Annotated in this window: 13 protein-coding genes; 9 read left to right on the top strand and 4 right to left on the bottom strand. The window is 69.6% G+C overall.

Annotated features, from left to right (window positions below):
* Positions 1-3 precede the first annotated feature (3 nt).
* The 3 genes from KF708C_RS15160 to KF708C_RS15170 all read left to right on the top strand — a co-directional run bounded on the left by KF708C_RS15160 (position 4) and on the right by KF708C_RS15170 (position 4,649).
* Positions 4-1,524, top strand: a complete 1,521-nt coding sequence (locus tag KF708C_RS15160; protein WP_059412451.1) for an efflux transporter outer membrane subunit — start codon at positions 4-6, stop codon at positions 1,522-1,524.
* Between the two features lie 188 nt (positions 1,525-1,712).
* Positions 1,713-3,269: an MFS transporter gene (locus KF708C_RS15165; protein ID WP_059412452.1), complete on the top strand. Its 1,557-nt coding sequence runs from the start codon at positions 1,713-1,715 to the stop codon at positions 3,267-3,269.
* Between the two features lie 585 nt (positions 3,270-3,854).
* Positions 3,855-4,649, top strand: a complete 795-nt coding sequence (locus KF708C_RS15170) for an MlaA family lipoprotein (protein ID WP_059412453.1) — start codon at positions 3,855-3,857, stop codon at positions 4,647-4,649.
* A 254-nt stretch (positions 4,650-4,903) separates the two neighbouring features.
* Here the strand turns inward: KF708C_RS15170 and KF708C_RS15175 are convergent, their stop codons facing one another.
* Complete coding sequence (locus KF708C_RS15175; RefSeq protein ID WP_059412454.1) at positions 4,904-6,913, bottom strand: gamma-glutamyltransferase family protein; 2,010 nt, start codon at positions 6,911-6,913, stop codon at positions 4,904-4,906.
* 886 nt (positions 6,914-7,799) lie between these two features.
* Here KF708C_RS15175 and KF708C_RS15180 point away from each other — a divergent pair.
* From KF708C_RS15180 to KF708C_RS15190, 3 genes are all read left to right on the top strand, one after another.
* Positions 7,800-8,930: a methyl-accepting chemotaxis protein gene (locus tag KF708C_RS15180; protein ID WP_020202342.1), complete on the top strand. Its 1,131-nt coding sequence runs from the start codon at positions 7,800-7,802 to the stop codon at positions 8,928-8,930.
* A 443-nt stretch (positions 8,931-9,373) separates the two neighbouring features.
* On the top strand, positions 9,374-9,721 hold the full coding sequence (locus KF708C_RS15185; RefSeq protein ID WP_231586492.1) for an RcnB family protein: 348 nt from the start codon (positions 9,374-9,376) through the stop codon (positions 9,719-9,721).
* A 408-nt stretch (positions 9,722-10,129) separates the two neighbouring features.
* Positions 10,130-10,447, top strand: a complete 318-nt coding sequence (locus tag KF708C_RS15190; protein WP_029043453.1) for a high-potential iron-sulfur protein — start codon at positions 10,130-10,132, stop codon at positions 10,445-10,447.
* 331 nt (positions 10,448-10,778) lie between these two features.
* On the opposite strand, the gene KF708C_RS15195 is transcribed toward KF708C_RS15190, so the two are convergent.
* Positions 10,779-11,249 carry a hypothetical protein gene (locus tag KF708C_RS15195; RefSeq protein ID WP_059412456.1) on the bottom strand — a complete coding sequence of 157 codons (471 nt, stop codon included), beginning with the start codon at positions 11,247-11,249 and terminating at the stop codon, positions 10,779-10,781.
* A gap of 579 nt (positions 11,250-11,828) precedes the next feature.
* Between KF708C_RS15195 and KF708C_RS15200 the strand changes: the two genes are divergently transcribed.
* The gene (locus tag KF708C_RS15200; RefSeq protein WP_059412457.1) at positions 11,829-13,181 is read left to right on the top strand and encodes an MFS transporter; all 1,353 of its coding nucleotides are present in this window, start codon (positions 11,829-11,831) and stop codon (positions 13,179-13,181) included.
* A gap of 33 nt (positions 13,182-13,214) precedes the next feature.
* Here the strand turns inward: KF708C_RS15200 and KF708C_RS15205 are convergent, their stop codons facing one another.
* Positions 13,215-14,192: an aldo/keto reductase gene (locus tag KF708C_RS15205; protein WP_029043375.1), complete on the bottom strand. Its 978-nt coding sequence runs from the start codon at positions 14,190-14,192 to the stop codon at positions 13,215-13,217.
* Between the two features lie 315 nt (positions 14,193-14,507).
* Here KF708C_RS15205 and KF708C_RS34575 point away from each other — a divergent pair, with 315 nt between their 5' ends.
* Both KF708C_RS34575 and KF708C_RS35670 read left to right on the top strand, forming a co-directional pair.
* Positions 14,508-15,113, top strand: a complete 606-nt coding sequence (locus tag KF708C_RS34575; RefSeq protein ID WP_082079571.1) for a peptidoglycan recognition protein family protein — start codon at positions 14,508-14,510, stop codon at positions 15,111-15,113.
* Entirely contained in the window at positions 15,101-15,526 is a 426-nt protein-coding gene (locus KF708C_RS35670) for a hypothetical protein (protein ID WP_155888003.1), read from the top strand. Before KF708C_RS34575 ends, KF708C_RS35670 begins: the two co-directional genes overlap by 13 nt.
* Before the next feature lie 53 nt (positions 15,527-15,579).
* Here the strand turns inward: KF708C_RS35670 and KF708C_RS15210 are convergent, their stop codons facing one another.
* Positions 15,580-16,527, bottom strand: a complete 948-nt coding sequence (locus KF708C_RS15210) for a LysR family transcriptional regulator (protein ID WP_059412458.1) — start codon at positions 16,525-16,527, stop codon at positions 15,580-15,582.
* Between the last annotated feature and the right edge of the window lie 195 nt (positions 16,528-16,722).

Genomic DNA, 16,722 nt, shown 5'->3' on the forward strand with positions numbered 1-16,722 from the left:
ATCATGAAGACATCTTCATTCAAGCCGTCGGCCCGCTGGCTCGCGAAGGGTTCGGTGCTGCTGGCGTCCCTGCTGGTGCTGGCCGGCTGCTCGCTGGCTCCGGCCTATGACAAGCCGGCGGTGCCCACGGCGGCCGGCTTCAAGGAAGCTTCGGCCGACTGGACGCGGACGCAGATCAAGCCGGGCGAGGCCGGCACATGGCAGCCCGCCAGGCCTTCCGAGGAAGTGGCGCGCGGCGCATGGTGGACCGTGTTCGGCGACGACAAGCTCGACGCGCTGGAACGGCAGGCGCTCGAAGCCAACCAGGACCTGGCCGCCGCTGCCGCGCGCCTGAAGGAAGCGCGGGCGCTCAACCAGGCCGCGCGCGCCGGGCTGTTCCCCACGCTGGACGCGGGCTTCGGCCCGACCCGCGAGAAGCTCTCGGCGGCGTCGCAGCTGCAGCCGGACGGCACCGGCATCCCGCAGCAGACGCTGTGGCGCGCGCAGGCCAGCGCCTCCTACGAGGTCGACCTGTTCGGCCGCGTGGCGTCCTCGGTGGACGCCGCGCGCGCCGACACGCAGCGCAGCGAGGCGCTGTTCCGCTCGGTGCAGCTCGCGCTGCAGGCCGACGTGGCGCAGGCCTATTTCACGCTGCGCGGGCTCGACGCCGAGACCGAGGTGTTCGCCCATACGGTGAGCCTGCGCGAGCAGGCGCTCAAGCTGGTGCAGAGCCGCTTCGACGAAGGCGACATCAGCGAGCTCGACGTGGCCCGCGCCCGCGCCGAACTGGCCACGGCGCGCGCCGACGCGATGAGCGTGCAGCGCCTGCGCGCGGCCTCGGAGCACGGTCTGGCCGTGCTGCTGGGCAAGGCGCCGGCCGAGTTCTCGATGCCGCCCGCGCCGCTCAAGGCGGTCAGCCTGCGCATCCCGGCCGGGCTGCCGTCGTCGCTGCTGGAGCGCCGCCCGGACATCGCGGCGGCCGAGCGCGCGATGGCCGCGGCCAATGCGCGCATCGGCATCGCCCGCGCGGCCTTCTTCCCGTCGCTCACGCTGACCGGCACCGGCGGCTTCGAGTCGGCCACGCTGGGCGACCTGTTCAAGTGGAGCAGCCGCGCGTTCCTGCTGGGGCCGCTGGCCGGCACCGCGCTGAACATCCCGCTTTTCGACGGCGGCCGGCGCAGCGCCAGCCTGGCGAATGCGCGCGCGGTCTATGAAGAAGACGTGGCCAAGTACCGCCAGCAGGTGCTGACGGCCTTCCGCGAGGTGGAGGACGGCCTGTCCGACCTGCGCATCCTGGAAGCCCAGACGCAGACGCAGGCCGACGCCGTGCAGTCCGCCGCGCGCGCCGCCGACATCTCGCGCACGCAGTACCGCGAAGGCGCGATCAACTTCCTCGACGTGATCGACGCCGAGCGCACCGCGTTGCAGACCCGGCGCGCCGCGGTGCAGCTGCAAAGCGTGCAGGCCGCCGCTACGGTCAACCTGATCCGCGCGCTCGGCGGCGGCTGGGGCGACGTGGTGGCGGGCAGCGTGGCGAGCAATTGAGCGCGCCACGAAGCATGCCGCGCTGCTGACAAGGCCGAGATTGCCCGCGGTTTGCTCCCCTCTCCCATTGCATGGGAGAGGGGAGCAAACCGCCGGTGCCGCGACGCCCGCGCTCCGTCATCCATCTTTCCCGGCATCCCGGCAGCCAGCCCCTTCTCTTCCTCTTCTTTCCATCACCGGCCTTTTCCATGACCCAACCCGACCCCCACGCCCCCGAGCGTGGCAAGCCACTGATCCTGCTCGCGGTATGCCTGGCCGCCGTGGTCCTGCCGCTGAGTTTCTCCGGCGGCGCGGTATCCACGCCCGCCATCGGCCGCGAGCTCGGCGGCAGCGCCGTGTCGCTGACCTGGATCACCAATGCCTTCATGCTGACCTTCGGTAGCCTGCTGATGGCCGCCGGCGCGCTGGCCGACGTGTACGGGCGCAAGCGCCTGTTCGGCATCGGCATCGGCTTCTTCATCCTGACCTCGTTCGCGCTGGCCGCGGCGCCGACGGTGGCGTGGATCGACATCCTGCGCGCGGTGCAGGGCATCGCCGCCGCCGCCGCGCTGGCGGGCGGCTCGGCCGCGCTGGCGCAGGAGTTCGAGGGCCACGCCCGCACGCGCGCGTTCAGCATGCTGGGCACCAGCTTCGGCATCGGCCTGGCGTTCGGCCCGCTGCTGGCCGGCGTGCTGATCGATGTCTTCGGCTGGCGCTCGGTGTTCCTGTCCACCGGCCTCATCGGCGCGGCGGCCATGCTGTTCGGCCTGCCGCGCATGCGCGAGACCCGCGACCCCGGCGCGCGGGGGCTGGACTGGCCCGGCACCATCGCCTTCACCGCCACGCTGGCGCTGTTTACCTTCGGCGTGATCGCGGCGCCCGAGCGCGGCTGGTCGAGCGCCGCGGTGGCCGGCTCGCTGGCCGGCGCGGCGCTGATGCTGGCGGTCTTCGTCGCGGTGGAGTCGCGCGTGGCGCGCCCGATGCTGGACCTGAGCCTGTTCCGCATCCCGCGCTTCGTCGGCGTGCAGATGCTGCCGATCGGCACCTGCTACAGCTACATCGTGCTGGTGGTGATGCTGCCGCTGCGCTTCATCGGCATCGAAGGGCTGAGCGAGATCGACGCCGGCATCCTGATGATCGCGTTGTCGGCGCCGATGCTGGTGGTGCCGGTGGTGGTGGCGTCGCTCACGCGCTGGGTCCCGGCCGGCGTGCTGTCCGGCATCGGCTTCCTGGTCGCGGCGGCGGGCCTGCACTGGTTCAGCCTGGTCGAGGTCGGCAGCGCCGGTTTTGCCGTGGTGCCGCCGATGCTGCTGATCGGCATCGGCGCGGGCATGCCGTGGGGCCTGATGGACGGACTCGCGGTGAGCGTGGTGCCGAAGGAGCGCGCCGGCATGGCGACCGGCATCTTCAACACCACGCGCGTGGCGGGCGAGGGCATCGCGCTGGCCATCGTCGGCGCCATCCTGGCCGCCATCGCCAACGTCAGCCTGGGCGCGGTGCTGGCCGAATCCGGCGCCGGCGCCGCCGGCAGGCTGGCCGAGGCGGCGCAGCGCCTGGCCACCGGCGACCTCGCCCATGCCGCGCAGGCGCTGCCGCAGGTCAGCCGCCAGTTGCTGGTGGCCGGCTACGGCGAGGCGTTCCGCATGCTGCTGCACGTGCTGACCGCGGTCACGGTGCTGTCCGCCGTGGCGGTGTTCGGTTTCCTGTCGCGCCCGCCGCGGCGGGACGCGGATGCCGGCGGCGCCGCGGTGCGGCCGAACGCATAGGCGCAGGCCGGGCCTCCACCGTCGGCCCGGCGCCCGCGCGCAAAAAAAAGCGCAGCAAACGCTGCGCTCGAAGCAGAACCGCAATGTTGCCACGGAGAGGAGGCGAACAACAAGCTGGCTGCTTCCTGAAAGACAGAACAGGGCGCCTGTGTCAGGCGCCAGGGCCCCGGGAGGAGGTATCCGGGTCCCGCGACGAACAATAGCAAGCCGCGGCGCGCGGATAAATGGGGTTTGCGCGAACACACTCTTCACGTGGCGACAACAACGGGTGACGATAACCGGCGACGACAACCGGCGGCAACAACCGCGCCGGCCCCCGCCACGCCGCCGCCGCTGATTGCGGCGATTGTTGGCGATACGTAGACAAAGAATCCCTGCTTTCGCCATTTATCGGCGGCGCGTCGACAACGATAATCGCGTCACCGGCTTGCCGAGGGCCCCTGCAGAGGGGCCGGCTGCGCCATCGCGCCGTTGTCGCGCCGTTGTCGCGGCAACGGCTCAAGAACAAACGGAAGACGCTCGCGCGGACGGTTTCATCGCTGCCGCCGCGCGGGACGGCTTTCCAACCCGACCCGAAGAGTTCCCATGTTCTCCAGCTTCCCCTCCTTCCGGCGGTTCTCGCCGCACGCCGTCTCCCTGCTTGCGGCGGCGGCGCTGGCCGGCTGCGCGAGCAGCCCGGTGGCCAGCCCGGCCGATCCGCTGGAGTCCGTCAACCGCGCGGTCTTCGCCGTCAACGAGCAGGTCGACAAATACGTGGCCGAGCCGGTCGCCAAGGGCTACGAGGCTGTGACGCCCAGCCCGGTGCGCACCGCGGTCAGCAATGTCTACGGCAATCTCTCCGACGTCGGCAACTTCGCCAACAACCTGCTGCAGGGCAAGGGCGTGGAGGCCGCGGAGAGCCTGATGCGCGTGGCCATCAATTCGGTGCTCGGCATCGGCGGGCTGATCGACATCGCCACGCCGGCCGGGCTGCAGAAGCACTCGCAGGACTTCGGCCTGACGCTCGGCACCTGGGGCGTGCCCGCCGGCCCCTACGTGGTGCTGCCGCTGTTCGGCCCCAGCACCGCGCGCGACGGCGTGGGCCTGCTGGCCGACCACTGGCTGGCGCCGGTCACTTATCTCGATCCCGCCTGGCGCAACGCGATGACCGGCGCGGGCATCGTCAACGGGCGCGCCAACCTGCTGGGCGCCACCGACCTGCTGTCGCTGGCGGCGCTCGACAAGTACACCTTCGTGCGCGACGCCTACCTGCAGCGCCGCCACTACCTGCTGCGCGACGGCGCGGACCCGCTGCCGGCCTACGAGGAAGAGGACGCGGCGCCGGCGCTGGCCGCCGCGCCGCCGGCGCCGGACGGCGCCGTGGCCAGCCGCGCCGACTAGGCGCCGCGGAGATTCCCTGGGCCGCCGCGCCGGCGGCCGGTTTACCGGAGCGAGGAAATGGATCTGAAGAGTTGCGCGGCCATCGTGGGCGGATGGCTGGCGGTGTGCGTCGGCTGCGGCTGGCTGGCCGGCCAGCTGGCGCAGTGGCTGTCGATGTCCTGAATACATGGCGCGGGCATGGTGCGGCGCCGGGGCGTCGCCGTGCCCCGGCGCCGCGGTGGAACGCACGGCGTTCCACCGCTTGCCGCTCCCGCTTACGGGTTGAAGGTGTCGCCCAGCACCACGCCTTCGCGGCGCGGGTCGGTGCCGCCCATCAGTACCGCCGCGCCGTTGAGCTGGGTGCGGATGATGGAGTTGATGCCGCTCGCCTGCGAACTGGTCGAGACGGTGTGGCCGAGCGCCCGCAGGCCCGCGATCAGCGGGTCGTCGTTGCCGCTGTTGGCGGTGTTGACGTTGGGATGCTCGCCGCCGACCGTGGTGGTGGCGCTGTTGCTGGCGCCGAAGTCCACCAGCCCGGACGACTGCTGCGCGTCGAGGCCCCAGTCCAGCACGCCCACCAGCGTCTTCACCACGTATTGCGGAATGGTGCCGCCGCCCGGCGAGCCGGTCGCCATGAAGAACTCGCCGATGGAACCGTCGGCCGCCTTCCTGAACACCAGCGTCGGCGCCATCGAGCTGCGCGGGCGCTTGCCCGGCGCCACGCGGTTGGCGATCGGGTTGCCGCCGCCGTCGAGCGGATTGGCCGAGAAGTCGGTCAACTGGTTGTTCAGCAGGAAGCCGTTGGTCATGTGGAACGACCCCATGCTCGACTCCACCGTGGTGGTGGCGGTCAGCACGTTGCCCTTGCCGTCGACGATGGTGAACTGGTTGGTGCCGTGCTCGATGAGGTTGGCGTCCACGCCCAGCGGCACCGCGCCGAGATTGCCCGCCGTGGTCACGCCCATGCTCAGCGTCGGGCTGATCAGGGCGGCGCGGCTTTGCAGGTAGGGCTTGTTCAGCATGGTGTCCCAGGTGCCGCCCGGCAGCGGCACGAAGTCGGTGTCGGCCACGTACTTGTCGCGGTCGGCATAGGCCAGGCGCTCCGCCTCGGAGATCAGGTGCACGCCCTGCACGGTCGGCTTGCCGCCTTCGAGGTCGATGGCGGTCGGCTTGAGCGGGGCCAGGTCGAAGTTCTCCAGGATGCCGAGCGCCGAGGCCACGGTGATGCCGCCCGACGACGGCGGCGGCGTGCCGCACACCCAGTAGGCGCGGTAGGTGGTGCAGACCGGGTCGCGCAGCTTGGCCTGGTAGGCGGCGAGGTCGGCCAGCGTGGTCTTGCCCGGGGTGGTGGGATTGCCGTCGGCGCCTTGCGTCGAGCCGATCTTGGCGATGATGTCGGCGGCGATCTGACCGGTGTAGAGCACGTCGGCGCCGCCGGCGGCCATTGCCGTCAGGGTGCGCGCGTAGGCGGGGTTCTTCAGCACCGTGCCGAGTGCCTTGGGCGTGCCGTCGGCCTCGAAGAAGTAGGCCAGCGCCTCGGGGTCGCGCTTGAGCGCGGCGGCGTTCGACGAGATCGCCTGGGCCAGGCGGCCGCCGATCTTGAAGCCGTTGGTGGACAGCGAGATGGCGTTGCCGAACAGGTCCTTCCAGGCCAGCGTGCCGTGTTCCTTCTGCACCCGTTCGATCAGGCGCGGCACGCCGATGGTGCCGATCGAGCGGCCGCTGGCGCGGGCGCTGGGCTTGGGCGCGGTCTGGTCGGCGACGTCGTCGACGTAGCGCAGGTAGTTGGCGGTGGCCGCGGCGGGCGCGGACTCGCGGCCGTCGTAGGCCTGCACCGTCTTGGCGGCGGCATCGTAATAGATCATGAAGCCGCCCGAGCCGAGGCCGGTGGCTTCCGGCACCGTCAGGCCCAGCACGGCCTGCACGGCCACCGCCGCGTCGGCCGCGGTGCCGCCTTGCTTGAGCACCGTGCAGCCGGCCACGCTGGCCAGCGCGTTCGAGCTGGAGACCATGAACTTCTTCGCGTACACGGGCTTGAGCCCGGTGCGGTAGCCGGAGGCCGGCTCGGGCAGCGCGGGGTCGCCCGGCTGGTCGGAACCCACCACCACGGCGTTGCCGTCGCTGGAGAGGATCTGGCAGCTGGTGTCCGGCACGACGGGTTGGGAGGGGGGCGCGGGCGTGACGGCAACGGGCGGGCTCGGATCATCTCCGCCGCACGAAGCCAGCATGACGGCGGCCAGGACGGCCGCGGCCAACGCTGTAAGCGCCGGTTTGTTCTTGTACATCGTGATTTCTCCCTGGGGGACTATAAAGATGGCCCTCGTGGGGAGCCTGGGGGGGGGCACCACAAGAGGGAATCATGTTTTTCCGGTGGTGCAGGATGCCCGCGATCCGTTCCCTTTCCCTTTAAATCAGGAACGGCTGCGTGATTCATGGCCCTGCACCGCGGTCTTTAAATCCGACAAGTTGTTCAAGCCAGCGGGTGGCAATAAAGCAATGGCCAATATGCTCTGGCCTCATATCGAAGTGCTGGCATATGCAACATGCGTACCACCACGCAAATCGGAAGACGGGCCGCGAGGTTTTTCCGGGGTGCCGCGGCGGGGTGTGGGAGGCGGGCGCGGAGCGCGCCGGCGCGGGCGTTCCGGGCCGAACCGCGCATCGCCGCGGGTGCCGCGCGATGGCGGATGCGCGCCGGAATCCGTGCGTCGGCATGGCCGCCGGGCGCCGGTTTTCCGTGAGGCGCGCTGGCGCCATTTCATGTCATCTGCCGCGATTCCGGTGCGATCGATTGATGAGTGCGGCAATAATCGGGGCGGCAATTCCCATTGCAATAATGTCTTGCTACATTGGATTTTCCAATGTCGATACATTAACCGGAATGCGTCGGGAGATTCCGATTTTCCGGGTGCCGCGGCGGCGCGAATCCGGGACTGGCGCGAAGGACATGGCAGCGCGCCGCGGCCATTATGTCCACCAGTGGATTTCACTGTTCTGCCGGTGGAGATTCCCGGCGTGGCGATCGTCCGCTATAATCCCGCGCCCCGCGCGGGTCCCGTGGCAATGGCCTGTCACCGCGGCGCGCGAATATTTTCCTAAAGTTCTTCTCCGGTCCGGTCGTTAACCGGGTGACGAAACGGGCGAAGTCCATGATAACGGGGAGATGAAACGATGGCGTTCTTTGGCAACCTGAGCATCCGCGCGCGCCTGGGCGCCGGTTTCGCGGTGGTGCTGGTACTGGCGGCGGCGGGGATCGTGGCGGGGCTGGGCAGCCTGCCGGACGCCGCCGGGGGCGGCCTGGAGCAGGCCGTGTCTTCCGCCCGCGCGTGGATGTACGGCTTGTGGGGGGCCGCGCTGCTGGCCGCCGTGGTCTTCACCTTCGTCATCGCGCGCGGGGTGGAGCAGCCGCTCGGCGAGGCGGTCTATATTGCCGAGACCGTGGCCTCCGGCGACCTGAGCCAGGAATTCGAGACCGAGCGCGGCGGCGAGTTCGGCCGCCTGCTGCGCGGCATGGGCGAGATGGAAGACATGCTGACCGACCTGGTCAGCCGCATCAAGGGATCGACCGATTCCATCACCGATGCCTCCCGGCAGATCGCGGTGGGCAACACCGACCTCTCGCAGCGCACCGAGGAACAGGCCGCGGCGCTGCAGGAAACCGCCTCCAGCATGGGCGAACTGACCACGATGGTGCGCCAGAACACCGAGCGCGCGCATGCCGCCAACGACCTCGCGGCCAATGCTTCGCAGATCGCCGAGCGCGGCGGCGCCGTGGTCGGCGAGGTGGTGGAGACCATGCATGCGATCAGCGCCAGCTCGAAGAAGGTGGTCGACATCATCGACGTGATCGAGGGCATCGCCTTCCAGACCAATATCCTGGCGCTCAACGCGGCCGTGGAAGCGGCGCGCGCCGGCGAGCAGGGCCGCGGCTTTGCCGTGGTGGCGGGCGAGGTGCGCACGCTGGCGCAGCGCAGCGCGGCGGCGGCCAAGGAAATCCGCGGCCTGATCGGCGATTCGGCCGAGCAGGTGCGCACCGGCTCCGTGCGGGTGGAGCACGCCGGCGAGACCATGCGCGAGATCGTCGAGGCCTCGCGCCAGGTGACGGTCATCCTCAAGGAAATCTCGGTGGCCTCGGCGCAGCAGAGCAGCGGCATCGACCAGGTCAGCCAGGCGGTGATGCAGATGGACACGGTCACGCAGCAGAACGCGGCGCTGGTGGAGCAGGCCGCCGCCGCGTCCACCGCGCTGGCCGAGCAGGCGCAGCAACTGCAGGGCGCGGTCGGCGAGTTCAAGCTGGACTGAGGCGGTCGGGCGGCGAGGGGCTCGCGAATGCCGCGGGCCCGGCGCGCGCTGGTGCTTCTCATATGGCCGGCGGTTTGCTCCCCTCTCCCACTTGTGGGAGAGTAGGGGAGAACACAAGCGTCCCGGATTTCACGGCGCCTCCCCGGCCGCCCGTGCAGTTTGTGCGCCCGTTGCAATTCTTACCGACCTCCCCGCCCATCCTTGCCGTGGCCTTTCCGTGGCCCGCGCGCGGCGGTCCGGGCGCATGGCGCCGGCGCCATGCGCCGCAGCCACTATCCTTGAAGCGGGCATCGAAGTTGCGAACCACGCCATTGCGACGGATTGCCGCGCGCGTGGCCGGCTCGTGGCATGGCGCGTGCCCGGATCGATGTGTCGACGCGCCGCCACCGCGCGGCCACCGCGGCTATCGTGGCCGACCAAAGGAGTGCTCGATGACAAAAACCGTGAAAAGCAGATTGCTGGCGGGCCTGTTGCTCGCCGCCGGGTTGCTGGCCTCGGCGCAGGGCAGCGCGCAGCCCGGGCCCGACCGCGGGCGCGGCTATCAGTACCAGCCCCAGGCGAGTGGCCCGGGGCCGGGCGACGACCGCAACAACGACCGCATGACGCCGCCGCGCTGGCACAAGGGCGACCGGCTCCCGGCCGAATACCGCGACCGCCAGTACGTGGTGGACGACTGGCGCGCGTACAACCTGCCGGCGCCGCCCAAGGGACGCCACTGGGTCGGCGTGGGCGCGGACTTCTACCTGGTGGCGCCCAACGGCGCGATCGTGGACATGGGGCCGGGCCGCTAGGCGGCGACCCGCTCATCCCGCCGTCTTTCTCTGCTGCCCGCGCGCCACGCGCGGATGGGCGCGCGGCCGGCGCGTGGTGTTGCCGCGCGCCGGCCGTTTTCTTTCCCCTACCCGTTTTTTGCCGCCGGCGTGCGGTTTCCCGGCGTTATGTTGCCCTGCGTCAAGCGCGGCCGCCGCGCGCATCACGCGCGCGGCGCCGCGCGGCCGCGTTGGCCTAGAATCTATCGGGTACCGGCTTCAGGCGCCGGCGTGGGTCCGTGGCGGGTGTGTCTGGCGCCCGCGGCGGCCTGCCGCGCGGCCGAGCCGGTATCGGGCGTGCCGCATGGCGCGCCGATGGCTGCCGGCCTTGCCGCGTCTTGCGCGCGTGGCCTGCCCAGGTTGTTCCCCCACAGAAAAAAGGATTAAAAGATGTCATCACGCCGTCATTTCTTGAAAGGCATCCCGATCGTCGCCGCCGGTGCGCTGGTGCTGTCCCTCCCCGCGCGCGCGCAGGGCAGCGGGCCGCTGGTGGACGAGAAGGACCCGCAAGCGGTCGGACTCGGCTACAAGGCCGACTCCAGCAAGGTCGACAAGGCCAAGTATCCCAAGCACGACGCCACCCAGCACTGCGGCAACTGCCAGTTGTTCCAGGGCAAGGCGACCGACGCCAGTGGCGCCTGCCCGCTGTTCGCCGGCAAGCAGGTCGCCAGCAAGGGCTGGTGCAGCGCATGGGTGAAGAAGGCCTGAGGAAGGCCGGATGCGGCGCGCCTGAGTGCGCCTGAGCGCGGCGCCGCCGGCGGGGCATTCCCGCCGCCGCCGCGACGGCCTGCCCGATCCGGTTTCCGGGTCTTCGGGCCGGCCGTTTTCACGGTTTTCGCGGGCGTGATGGCTGGTGCCGCCACCTCGCCGACGGTGCCGCCCACGGTGCCGTTCGCTGCCGGCGCGGTTGCCGGCGCGGTTGCCGGATCACCCGGGCCGCCATTTCGCGCCACGCGGACATCGTTCCGCACGCCGGTCACGTTGCCGCGCGGATCCTGTCGCGCCGATCCTCCAGCCGTCATCGTATTTCCCGCCGGGGTCAGAACTGCATCTCGACCTGGCGCACGGCCTGGCGGCCGCGGCGCACGCAGTGGTCGTGCAGGGTGGCCTTCATGCGCAGCAGCGACGCGGTGAGCACGGCGCGCTCCTCGCTGCTGAACGGCGCCAGCGAAACCGAGTGCAGCGCCTTCAGCGCGCTGTACACGCGGTCGATGCGCGGCAGCGCCGTGTCGGGGATGAAGGGCGTGCCGGCCGCGTCGAGCGCGATCCAGCCTTCCGCCTGCAGCGGGCCGAGCATGGACTCGGACTGCGCCACCGGGATCGGCATCAGGCCGGCATAGGGTGCGTGGCGCACGAACTCCTCCTGGCGGATGGCGCGCAGCAGCAGCCAGCCGGGATAGTCGAGGCCGACCTCCGAAAGGGTCTGGTCGAGCGCGCGCTGCCATTCGCGCACGCTCGCCATGAGGGCGAGCAGCACGGATTCGGTCGGTTCTAGGGCCTTGGGCCGCATTGTCTTGTCTCCTGTCTTTGGGCATTGCCGCAGGCCAGGGGCCGGTGCTTGGCCGGCCCGGGCGGCGCGGGACCGGCGGTCTCTCCTCCCCCGGTTTTCCTGCGGGTCAGACATTAGCAGACAAAGGTGGCACCGGCGAAGCGCGCGCGGCGCGGCGCGGGCCGGAAAAGGCAGGGGACTGCGCTTGCGGCCGCAAACCAAGGGAAAATCCCAGTCGGCGCCGGATGGCCGGTGCGGCTCGCGCTGCTCCCGCCGGGCGTGGCGACGGACTGGCTCCGCGGCGCGGGACCCGCGGGCGGAGCGCGGGTTCCCGGGCCGGCCGGCGCGCGCGCCGCGGCCGCGCGGACCGCCTCGCGGCGCCGGCGCGGCCGGCAAGCCAGCAGATATTCGCGTTTTCCCTTATCGTGTCGGCTTGCCGCGGCTTTCGGCCGGCCCCCAGCGCCGAGCCGCGGTCCATGTATCAGACATGGCGGGCGCATGGCACGCGACGCACGCGCGGCACGCCCGAAGCGGTTACCGGTAAAGACAGTGTCGAACACAGCGGACTCCAATCTGGCAGCGCGCGCCGCAGACGCGCCCATGACATCCATCGAACGCCGCGGCATGGCCGCCATGCTGCTGGCGGTTTCGCTCGCCACGCTGGACACGGCGATCGCCAACACCGCGCTGCCGGCCATCGCGGCCGACCTGCACGCCACGCCGGCGGCCTCCGTCTGGATCATCAATGCCTACCAGCTGGCGATGGTCGCCACGGTGCTGCCGTTCGCGGCGCTGGGCGGCATCATCGGGCACCGGCGCGTCTACCTGGGCGGGCTGATGCTGTTCATCGTGTCCTCGGTGGTGTGCGCGCTGTCGTGGTCGCTGCCCTCGCTGGCGGCCGCGCGCCTGCTGCAGGGCGTGGGCGCGAGCGCCATCATGAGCGTGAACGCGGCGCTGGTCAGCGCGATCTTCCCGCCGCACCGGCTCGGGCGCGGCGTGGGGCTGAACGCGCTGGTGGTGGGCGTGTCGTTCGCGGTCGGGCCCACGGTGGCGTCGCTGATCCTCTCGCTGGGGCCGTGGCCCTGGCTGTTCGCCGTCAACCTGCCGATCGGCCTGCTCGCGCTGGCCGCGGCGTGGCCCACGCTGCCGCAGACCGCGCGCAGCACGCACCGCTTCGACCGCGTGGCGGCCGGGCTCAACGTGCTTACCTTCGCCTCGCTGATCTTCGCGCTGGGCGAGGGCGCGCAGCGCGCGCCGGCGGCGCAGTCGCTGACGGCGCTGGTGGTGTTCGCGGTGGCCTTCGTGCTGCTGCTGCGCCGCGAGCGCGGCCATCCCGCGCCGATGCTGCCGGTGGACCTGATGAAGCGGCCGATGTTCGCGCTGTCGGCGATGACCGCGGTGTGCTCGTTCGCCGCGCAGGGCCTGGCCTTCGTGTCGCTGCCGTTCTTCTTCGAGAGCGTGCTGGGGCGCAGCCCGATCGAGACCGGCTTCCTGATGACGCCGTGGTCGGCGGTGGTGGCGCTGATGGCGCCCATCGCCGGGCGGCTGTCGGACCGCTATCCGCCGGGCCTGCTGGGCGGCGTGGGGCTGGCGGTGCTGAGCGCGGGCATGGCCTCGCTGGCGCTGATGCCGGCGCAACCGAGCGCGCTCGACATCGGCATCCGCATGGCGATCTGCGGCGCCGGCTTCGGCTTCTTCCAGTCGCCCAACCTCAAGGCGCTGATGTCCAGCGCGCCGCGCGAGCGCGCCGGCGGCGCCAGCGGCACCATCGCCACCGTGCGCCTGCTGGGCCAGGCCACCGGCGCCGCGCTGGTGGCGCTGTGCTTCAGCATCGCCGGGCACCACGGGCCGACGCTGGCGCTGGCGCTGGGCGCGGGCTTTGCCGGCGTGGCCAGCATCGCCAGCGGGCTGCGGCTGGTCGCGCGCGAGCCGGCGGCGGCCGGCAAGTCTTGATGCCTTGATCTGCCGCCGCGGGCCGCTCCGGGGCTAGAACCCGACCGGCTCGTGCGGCACGTAGGGCGCTTCCAGCGCCTGGATTTCCTCGGCGCTCAGCCCGAGCGACAGCGCGGCCACGGCGTCTTCGAGATGATGCGGCTTGGACGCGCCCACGATGGGCGAGGTGATGCCCGGCTTCTGCAGCAGCCACGCCAGCGCGACCTGCGCCGCCGGCACGCCGCGCGCCCGCGCGATGGCGTGCACCTGCTCCACCACGGCGCGGTCCGCATCCTCGGCGCCGCGGTACAGCGTCTTGCCGAACTCGTCGCTGGCCTCGCGCGCGCTGCCGGCATGCCACGGCCGCGTCAGCCGGCCGCGCGCCAGCGGGCTCCACGGCATCACCGCGATGCCCTCGGCCGCGCACAGCGGCAGCATCTCGCGCTCCTCTTCCCGGTTGAGCAGGTTCACGTGGTCCTGCATGCTGGCGAACTGCGTCCAGCCGCGCTGGCGCGAGGTGTGGATGGCGCGCGAGAACTGCCACGCGAACATCGACGAGGCGCCGATATAGCGCGCCTTGCCGGCCTTGACCACGTCGTGCAGCGCTTCCAGCGTTTCCTCGATCGGCGTGGCCGGGTCCCAGCGGTGGATCTGGTACAGGTCCACGTAGTCGGTGCCGAGCCGGCGCAGGCTGTGGTCGATCTCCGCCAGGATGGCCCGGCGCGACAGCCCCGCGCCGTTGGGACCGGGCCGCATGCGTCCGTGCACCTTGGTGGCGATCACCACGTCGTCGCGGTGCGCGAAATCCTTGAGCGCGCGCCCGACGATTTCCTCCGAGGTGCCGTCCGAGTAGACGTTGGCGGTGTCGAAGAAGTTGATGCCGGCGTCCAGTGCCTGGCGGAGCAGCGGACGGCTGGCTTCCTCGCCCAGCGTCCACGGGTGGTTGCCGCGCTCGGGCACGCCGTAGGTCATGCAACCCAGGCACAGCCGCGAAACCTTCAGTCCTGTCGAGCCAAACCGCACGTAATCCATCTTGCCGCTCCTTGGTGATCGGTGGTTGGTGAGGGTTGCATGGTAGGCCAATCCCCGCGCGGCTGCAGGCGGCGCGCGCGGCGGAGATTGGCCTCTTCCGCGCGCTATCGCGAACAGCGGACCGGCATCTTCGATTTTGTCGCAGCGGTTTCACCGCGTGGAAATGGCAAAAGCAAGCCGCGATTGAAAATCAGACGGGTCCAATATATCCAATTTCTGATGTTTGATAGGTTTGGCCGTCGGGATCGCGCATGGGGCATGCGTTCACGACGCAGATCGGATCAACATAGAAGGAATCATGGAATAGGAGACTTCATGCTGTTCATATCAAAGCAGGGCCATGTGGACGCGGAGCGCGTCATCGTGAAGATCTTTCCGGCAATCGAGAACGGGCCAATGGAGAAGGTCAATGGCATTGTCGTCCATCAAACCGGAGGGTCTACCGCGAATAGTGCGTTTGAAAGCTATAAGGAAGCGGGTGCCAATGGGGCCCATTTCCTGATCGACAAAAGTGGTGTTATCTATCAGACGGCTTCACTACTCAGGGGTACCAGTCACGTTGGGAAATTGAAGTCCCGGTGCGTCGCCACGAAGGCTTGTTCGCCAGAGGAGTTCAAGACCGCATATTCAATGCGAAACAAGTACAAGAAGCTGTCGAGACGAGAGCACAAAAAGAAATTTCCAGAAAGATACCCATCCAATTTCGATTCTGTTGGCATCGAGCTGGTTGGAAAAGCAATATCCGGCGAAGGCGAGGATGCAATCTATGAGCCAGTGACAAGTCAGCAGAATGCATCTCTGGAATGGTTGGTCAGGGAGTTATCCGAGACGCTGGGTACTTCTATGCAGGAAGTTTATCGGCATCCGGATCTTTCATACAAAGTGAAATCGGAGGCAAGGACAGCAAAATGGGATCGTTGAAATATTTGACCTGGGCTGTTCTTGTTTATCTGGCTTGTATGCCACCATCGGCCTTTTCTCGGACGGTAAAAAATGTCTCGGTCGAACTAGCCGGGGCGAGCGACATACAGGATGACCCGCCGTCCGGGGGGTGCAGAGCATTCCGGCCGACAGCGGCACAGGTGCGCCAGTATTTTTCCAGGGCTTATCCTGTCCCGGCGAAGCTGGGCGCGCATGATCGCTACTCGCCGTGCCATGCAAAAGGAACGGTTGCCTTCAGCGACAACACGCGTGGAACGTGGAAGCTATCCTCGGGAGGCGCGGCGACCCTGTTCTGGGATACCGGTGATGTGGTTAGCCTGTTCTACGGGAAATATAAATGGCACGATCCATTTGCCGGCATGTATGGACTCTGCGATGAGGGCGATTGCTAGCGCCCGTGTGGAAATGCATGTGGCGACATGCGCGCAGTCGGCCGGCAATCACCTCACTCCTGCGCCGCCGGCGCCGCCAGCGTCACGCCGGGCGGCAGCGGCTGGCGGCGGATGTCGTCGAGCAGCACGCCGAGCAGGCGCTGCGCGCTCGGCGACAGCGAGCGCAGCGGCCGGGTGATCACGCAGATCTCGCGCGACAGGCGCGGCTCGTGCAGTTCGAGGAAGACCAGTCCCGGATAGGCGTGGCCCTGGTAGGCCAGCGCGGGCAGCACCGAGTATTGCTTGCCGGTGCCGAGCATGGCGAACAGCGCGCCCGTGCTTTCCACCTCGTCGTGCGCGCCGCCCAGCACGGGCCAGTGCGTGGCGTGGCTGCGCAGGAAGTGGCCGATGCCGGTGTCCGCGTTGAAGCCGATGTACTGGGCGGGCGGCAGGTCGGCCCAGCGCAGCGGCCGGCCCAGGTGCGCGAGCGGCAGGTCGCGGTGGCAGGCCACGCCGTAGCAGTCGGACAGCAGCGGGGTGTAGTGCAGGCCCTCGTGGCCCTGGTACTTGCTGTCGATGGCGAAGTCCACCTCGCCTTCGAGCACCAGCCGCTCGGCCTGGCGCGCGGCGGGGTTGCGCAGCGAGATGGTGATCTCGGGGTAGGTCTCGCGAAAGCGCGGGATGGCGCTGACCAGGAACAGGTTGATGACCGAGGTGGCCGCGCCGATGCGCAGGTGGCCGCGGTTGCCCTGCGCCAGCGCCATCAGGTCGTAGACCGAGCTGTCGAAGCCGTTGACGACCCTCTCCGCCTCGGGGCGGAAGCGCTCGGCGTGCTGGGTCAGCGCCACGCGCCGCGTGGTGCGGTCGAACATCTTCAGGTCCACCGCTTCTTCGAGCTGCTGGATGGTGGCGGTGAGCGCGGACTGGGTCATGCACAGGCGCAGCGCCGCCGCGGTGAACGAGCCGGTATCGGCCACGGCGAGGAAGCAGCGCAGTTGCTTGAGGGTGACGTTGTGGCGCATGGGGCGGGGTCCGGAGCGTAGGTGGCGGCGCGGGGGTGGCGCGCCAGCCTATTTTTCAGCTTTTCAGAAAAATCGGCAAGATAAATTCGTTTGTCTGGATTAATCGGCGTCCCTAGAATCGTTCTTCATCCACGGCGGCGGTACTGCGTGGCGAACGACAAAAAGACAAGAAAGCCCGAAGCCAGCACAGCGACA

Source organism: Cupriavidus basilensis (genome assembly GCF_000876015.1).
Taxonomy (GTDB): Bacteria; Pseudomonadota; Gammaproteobacteria; order Burkholderiales; family Burkholderiaceae; genus Cupriavidus; species Cupriavidus basilensis_B.

Excerpts from the sequence above, each read along its gene's own strand:
- KF708C_RS15160 (WP_059412451.1), top strand. The coding sequence starts at position 4 with ATGAAGACATCTTCATTCAAGCCGTCGGCCCGCTGGCTCGCGAAGGGT.
- KF708C_RS15165 (WP_059412452.1), top strand. The coding sequence starts at position 1,713 with ATGACCCAACCCGACCCCCACGCCCCCGAGCGTGGCAAGCCACTGATC.
- KF708C_RS15170 (WP_059412453.1), top strand. The coding sequence starts at position 3,855 with ATGTTCTCCAGCTTCCCCTCCTTCCGGCGGTTCTCGCCGCACGCCGTC.
- KF708C_RS15175 (WP_059412454.1), bottom strand. The coding sequence starts at position 6,913 with ATGTACAAGAACAAACCGGCGCTTACAGCGTTGGCCGCGGCCGTCCTG.
- KF708C_RS15180 (WP_020202342.1), top strand. The coding sequence starts at position 7,800 with ATGGCGTTCTTTGGCAACCTGAGCATCCGCGCGCGCCTGGGCGCCGGT.
- KF708C_RS15190 (WP_029043453.1), top strand. The coding sequence starts at position 10,130 with ATGTCATCACGCCGTCATTTCTTGAAAGGCATCCCGATCGTCGCCGCC.
- KF708C_RS15195 (WP_059412456.1), bottom strand. The coding sequence starts at position 11,249 with ATGCGGCCCAAGGCCCTAGAACCGACCGAATCCGTGCTGCTCGCCCTC.
- KF708C_RS15200 (WP_059412457.1), top strand. The coding sequence starts at position 11,829 with ATGACATCCATCGAACGCCGCGGCATGGCCGCCATGCTGCTGGCGGTT.
- KF708C_RS15205 (WP_029043375.1), bottom strand. The coding sequence starts at position 14,192 with ATGGATTACGTGCGGTTTGGCTCGACAGGACTGAAGGTTTCGCGGCTG.
- KF708C_RS34575 (WP_082079571.1), top strand. The coding sequence starts at position 14,508 with ATGCTGTTCATATCAAAGCAGGGCCATGTGGACGCGGAGCGCGTCATC.
- KF708C_RS35670 (WP_155888003.1), top strand. The coding sequence starts at position 15,101 with ATGGGATCGTTGAAATATTTGACCTGGGCTGTTCTTGTTTATCTGGCT.
- KF708C_RS15210 (WP_059412458.1), bottom strand. The coding sequence starts at position 16,527 with ATGCGCCACAACGTCACCCTCAAGCAACTGCGCTGCTTCCTCGCCGTG.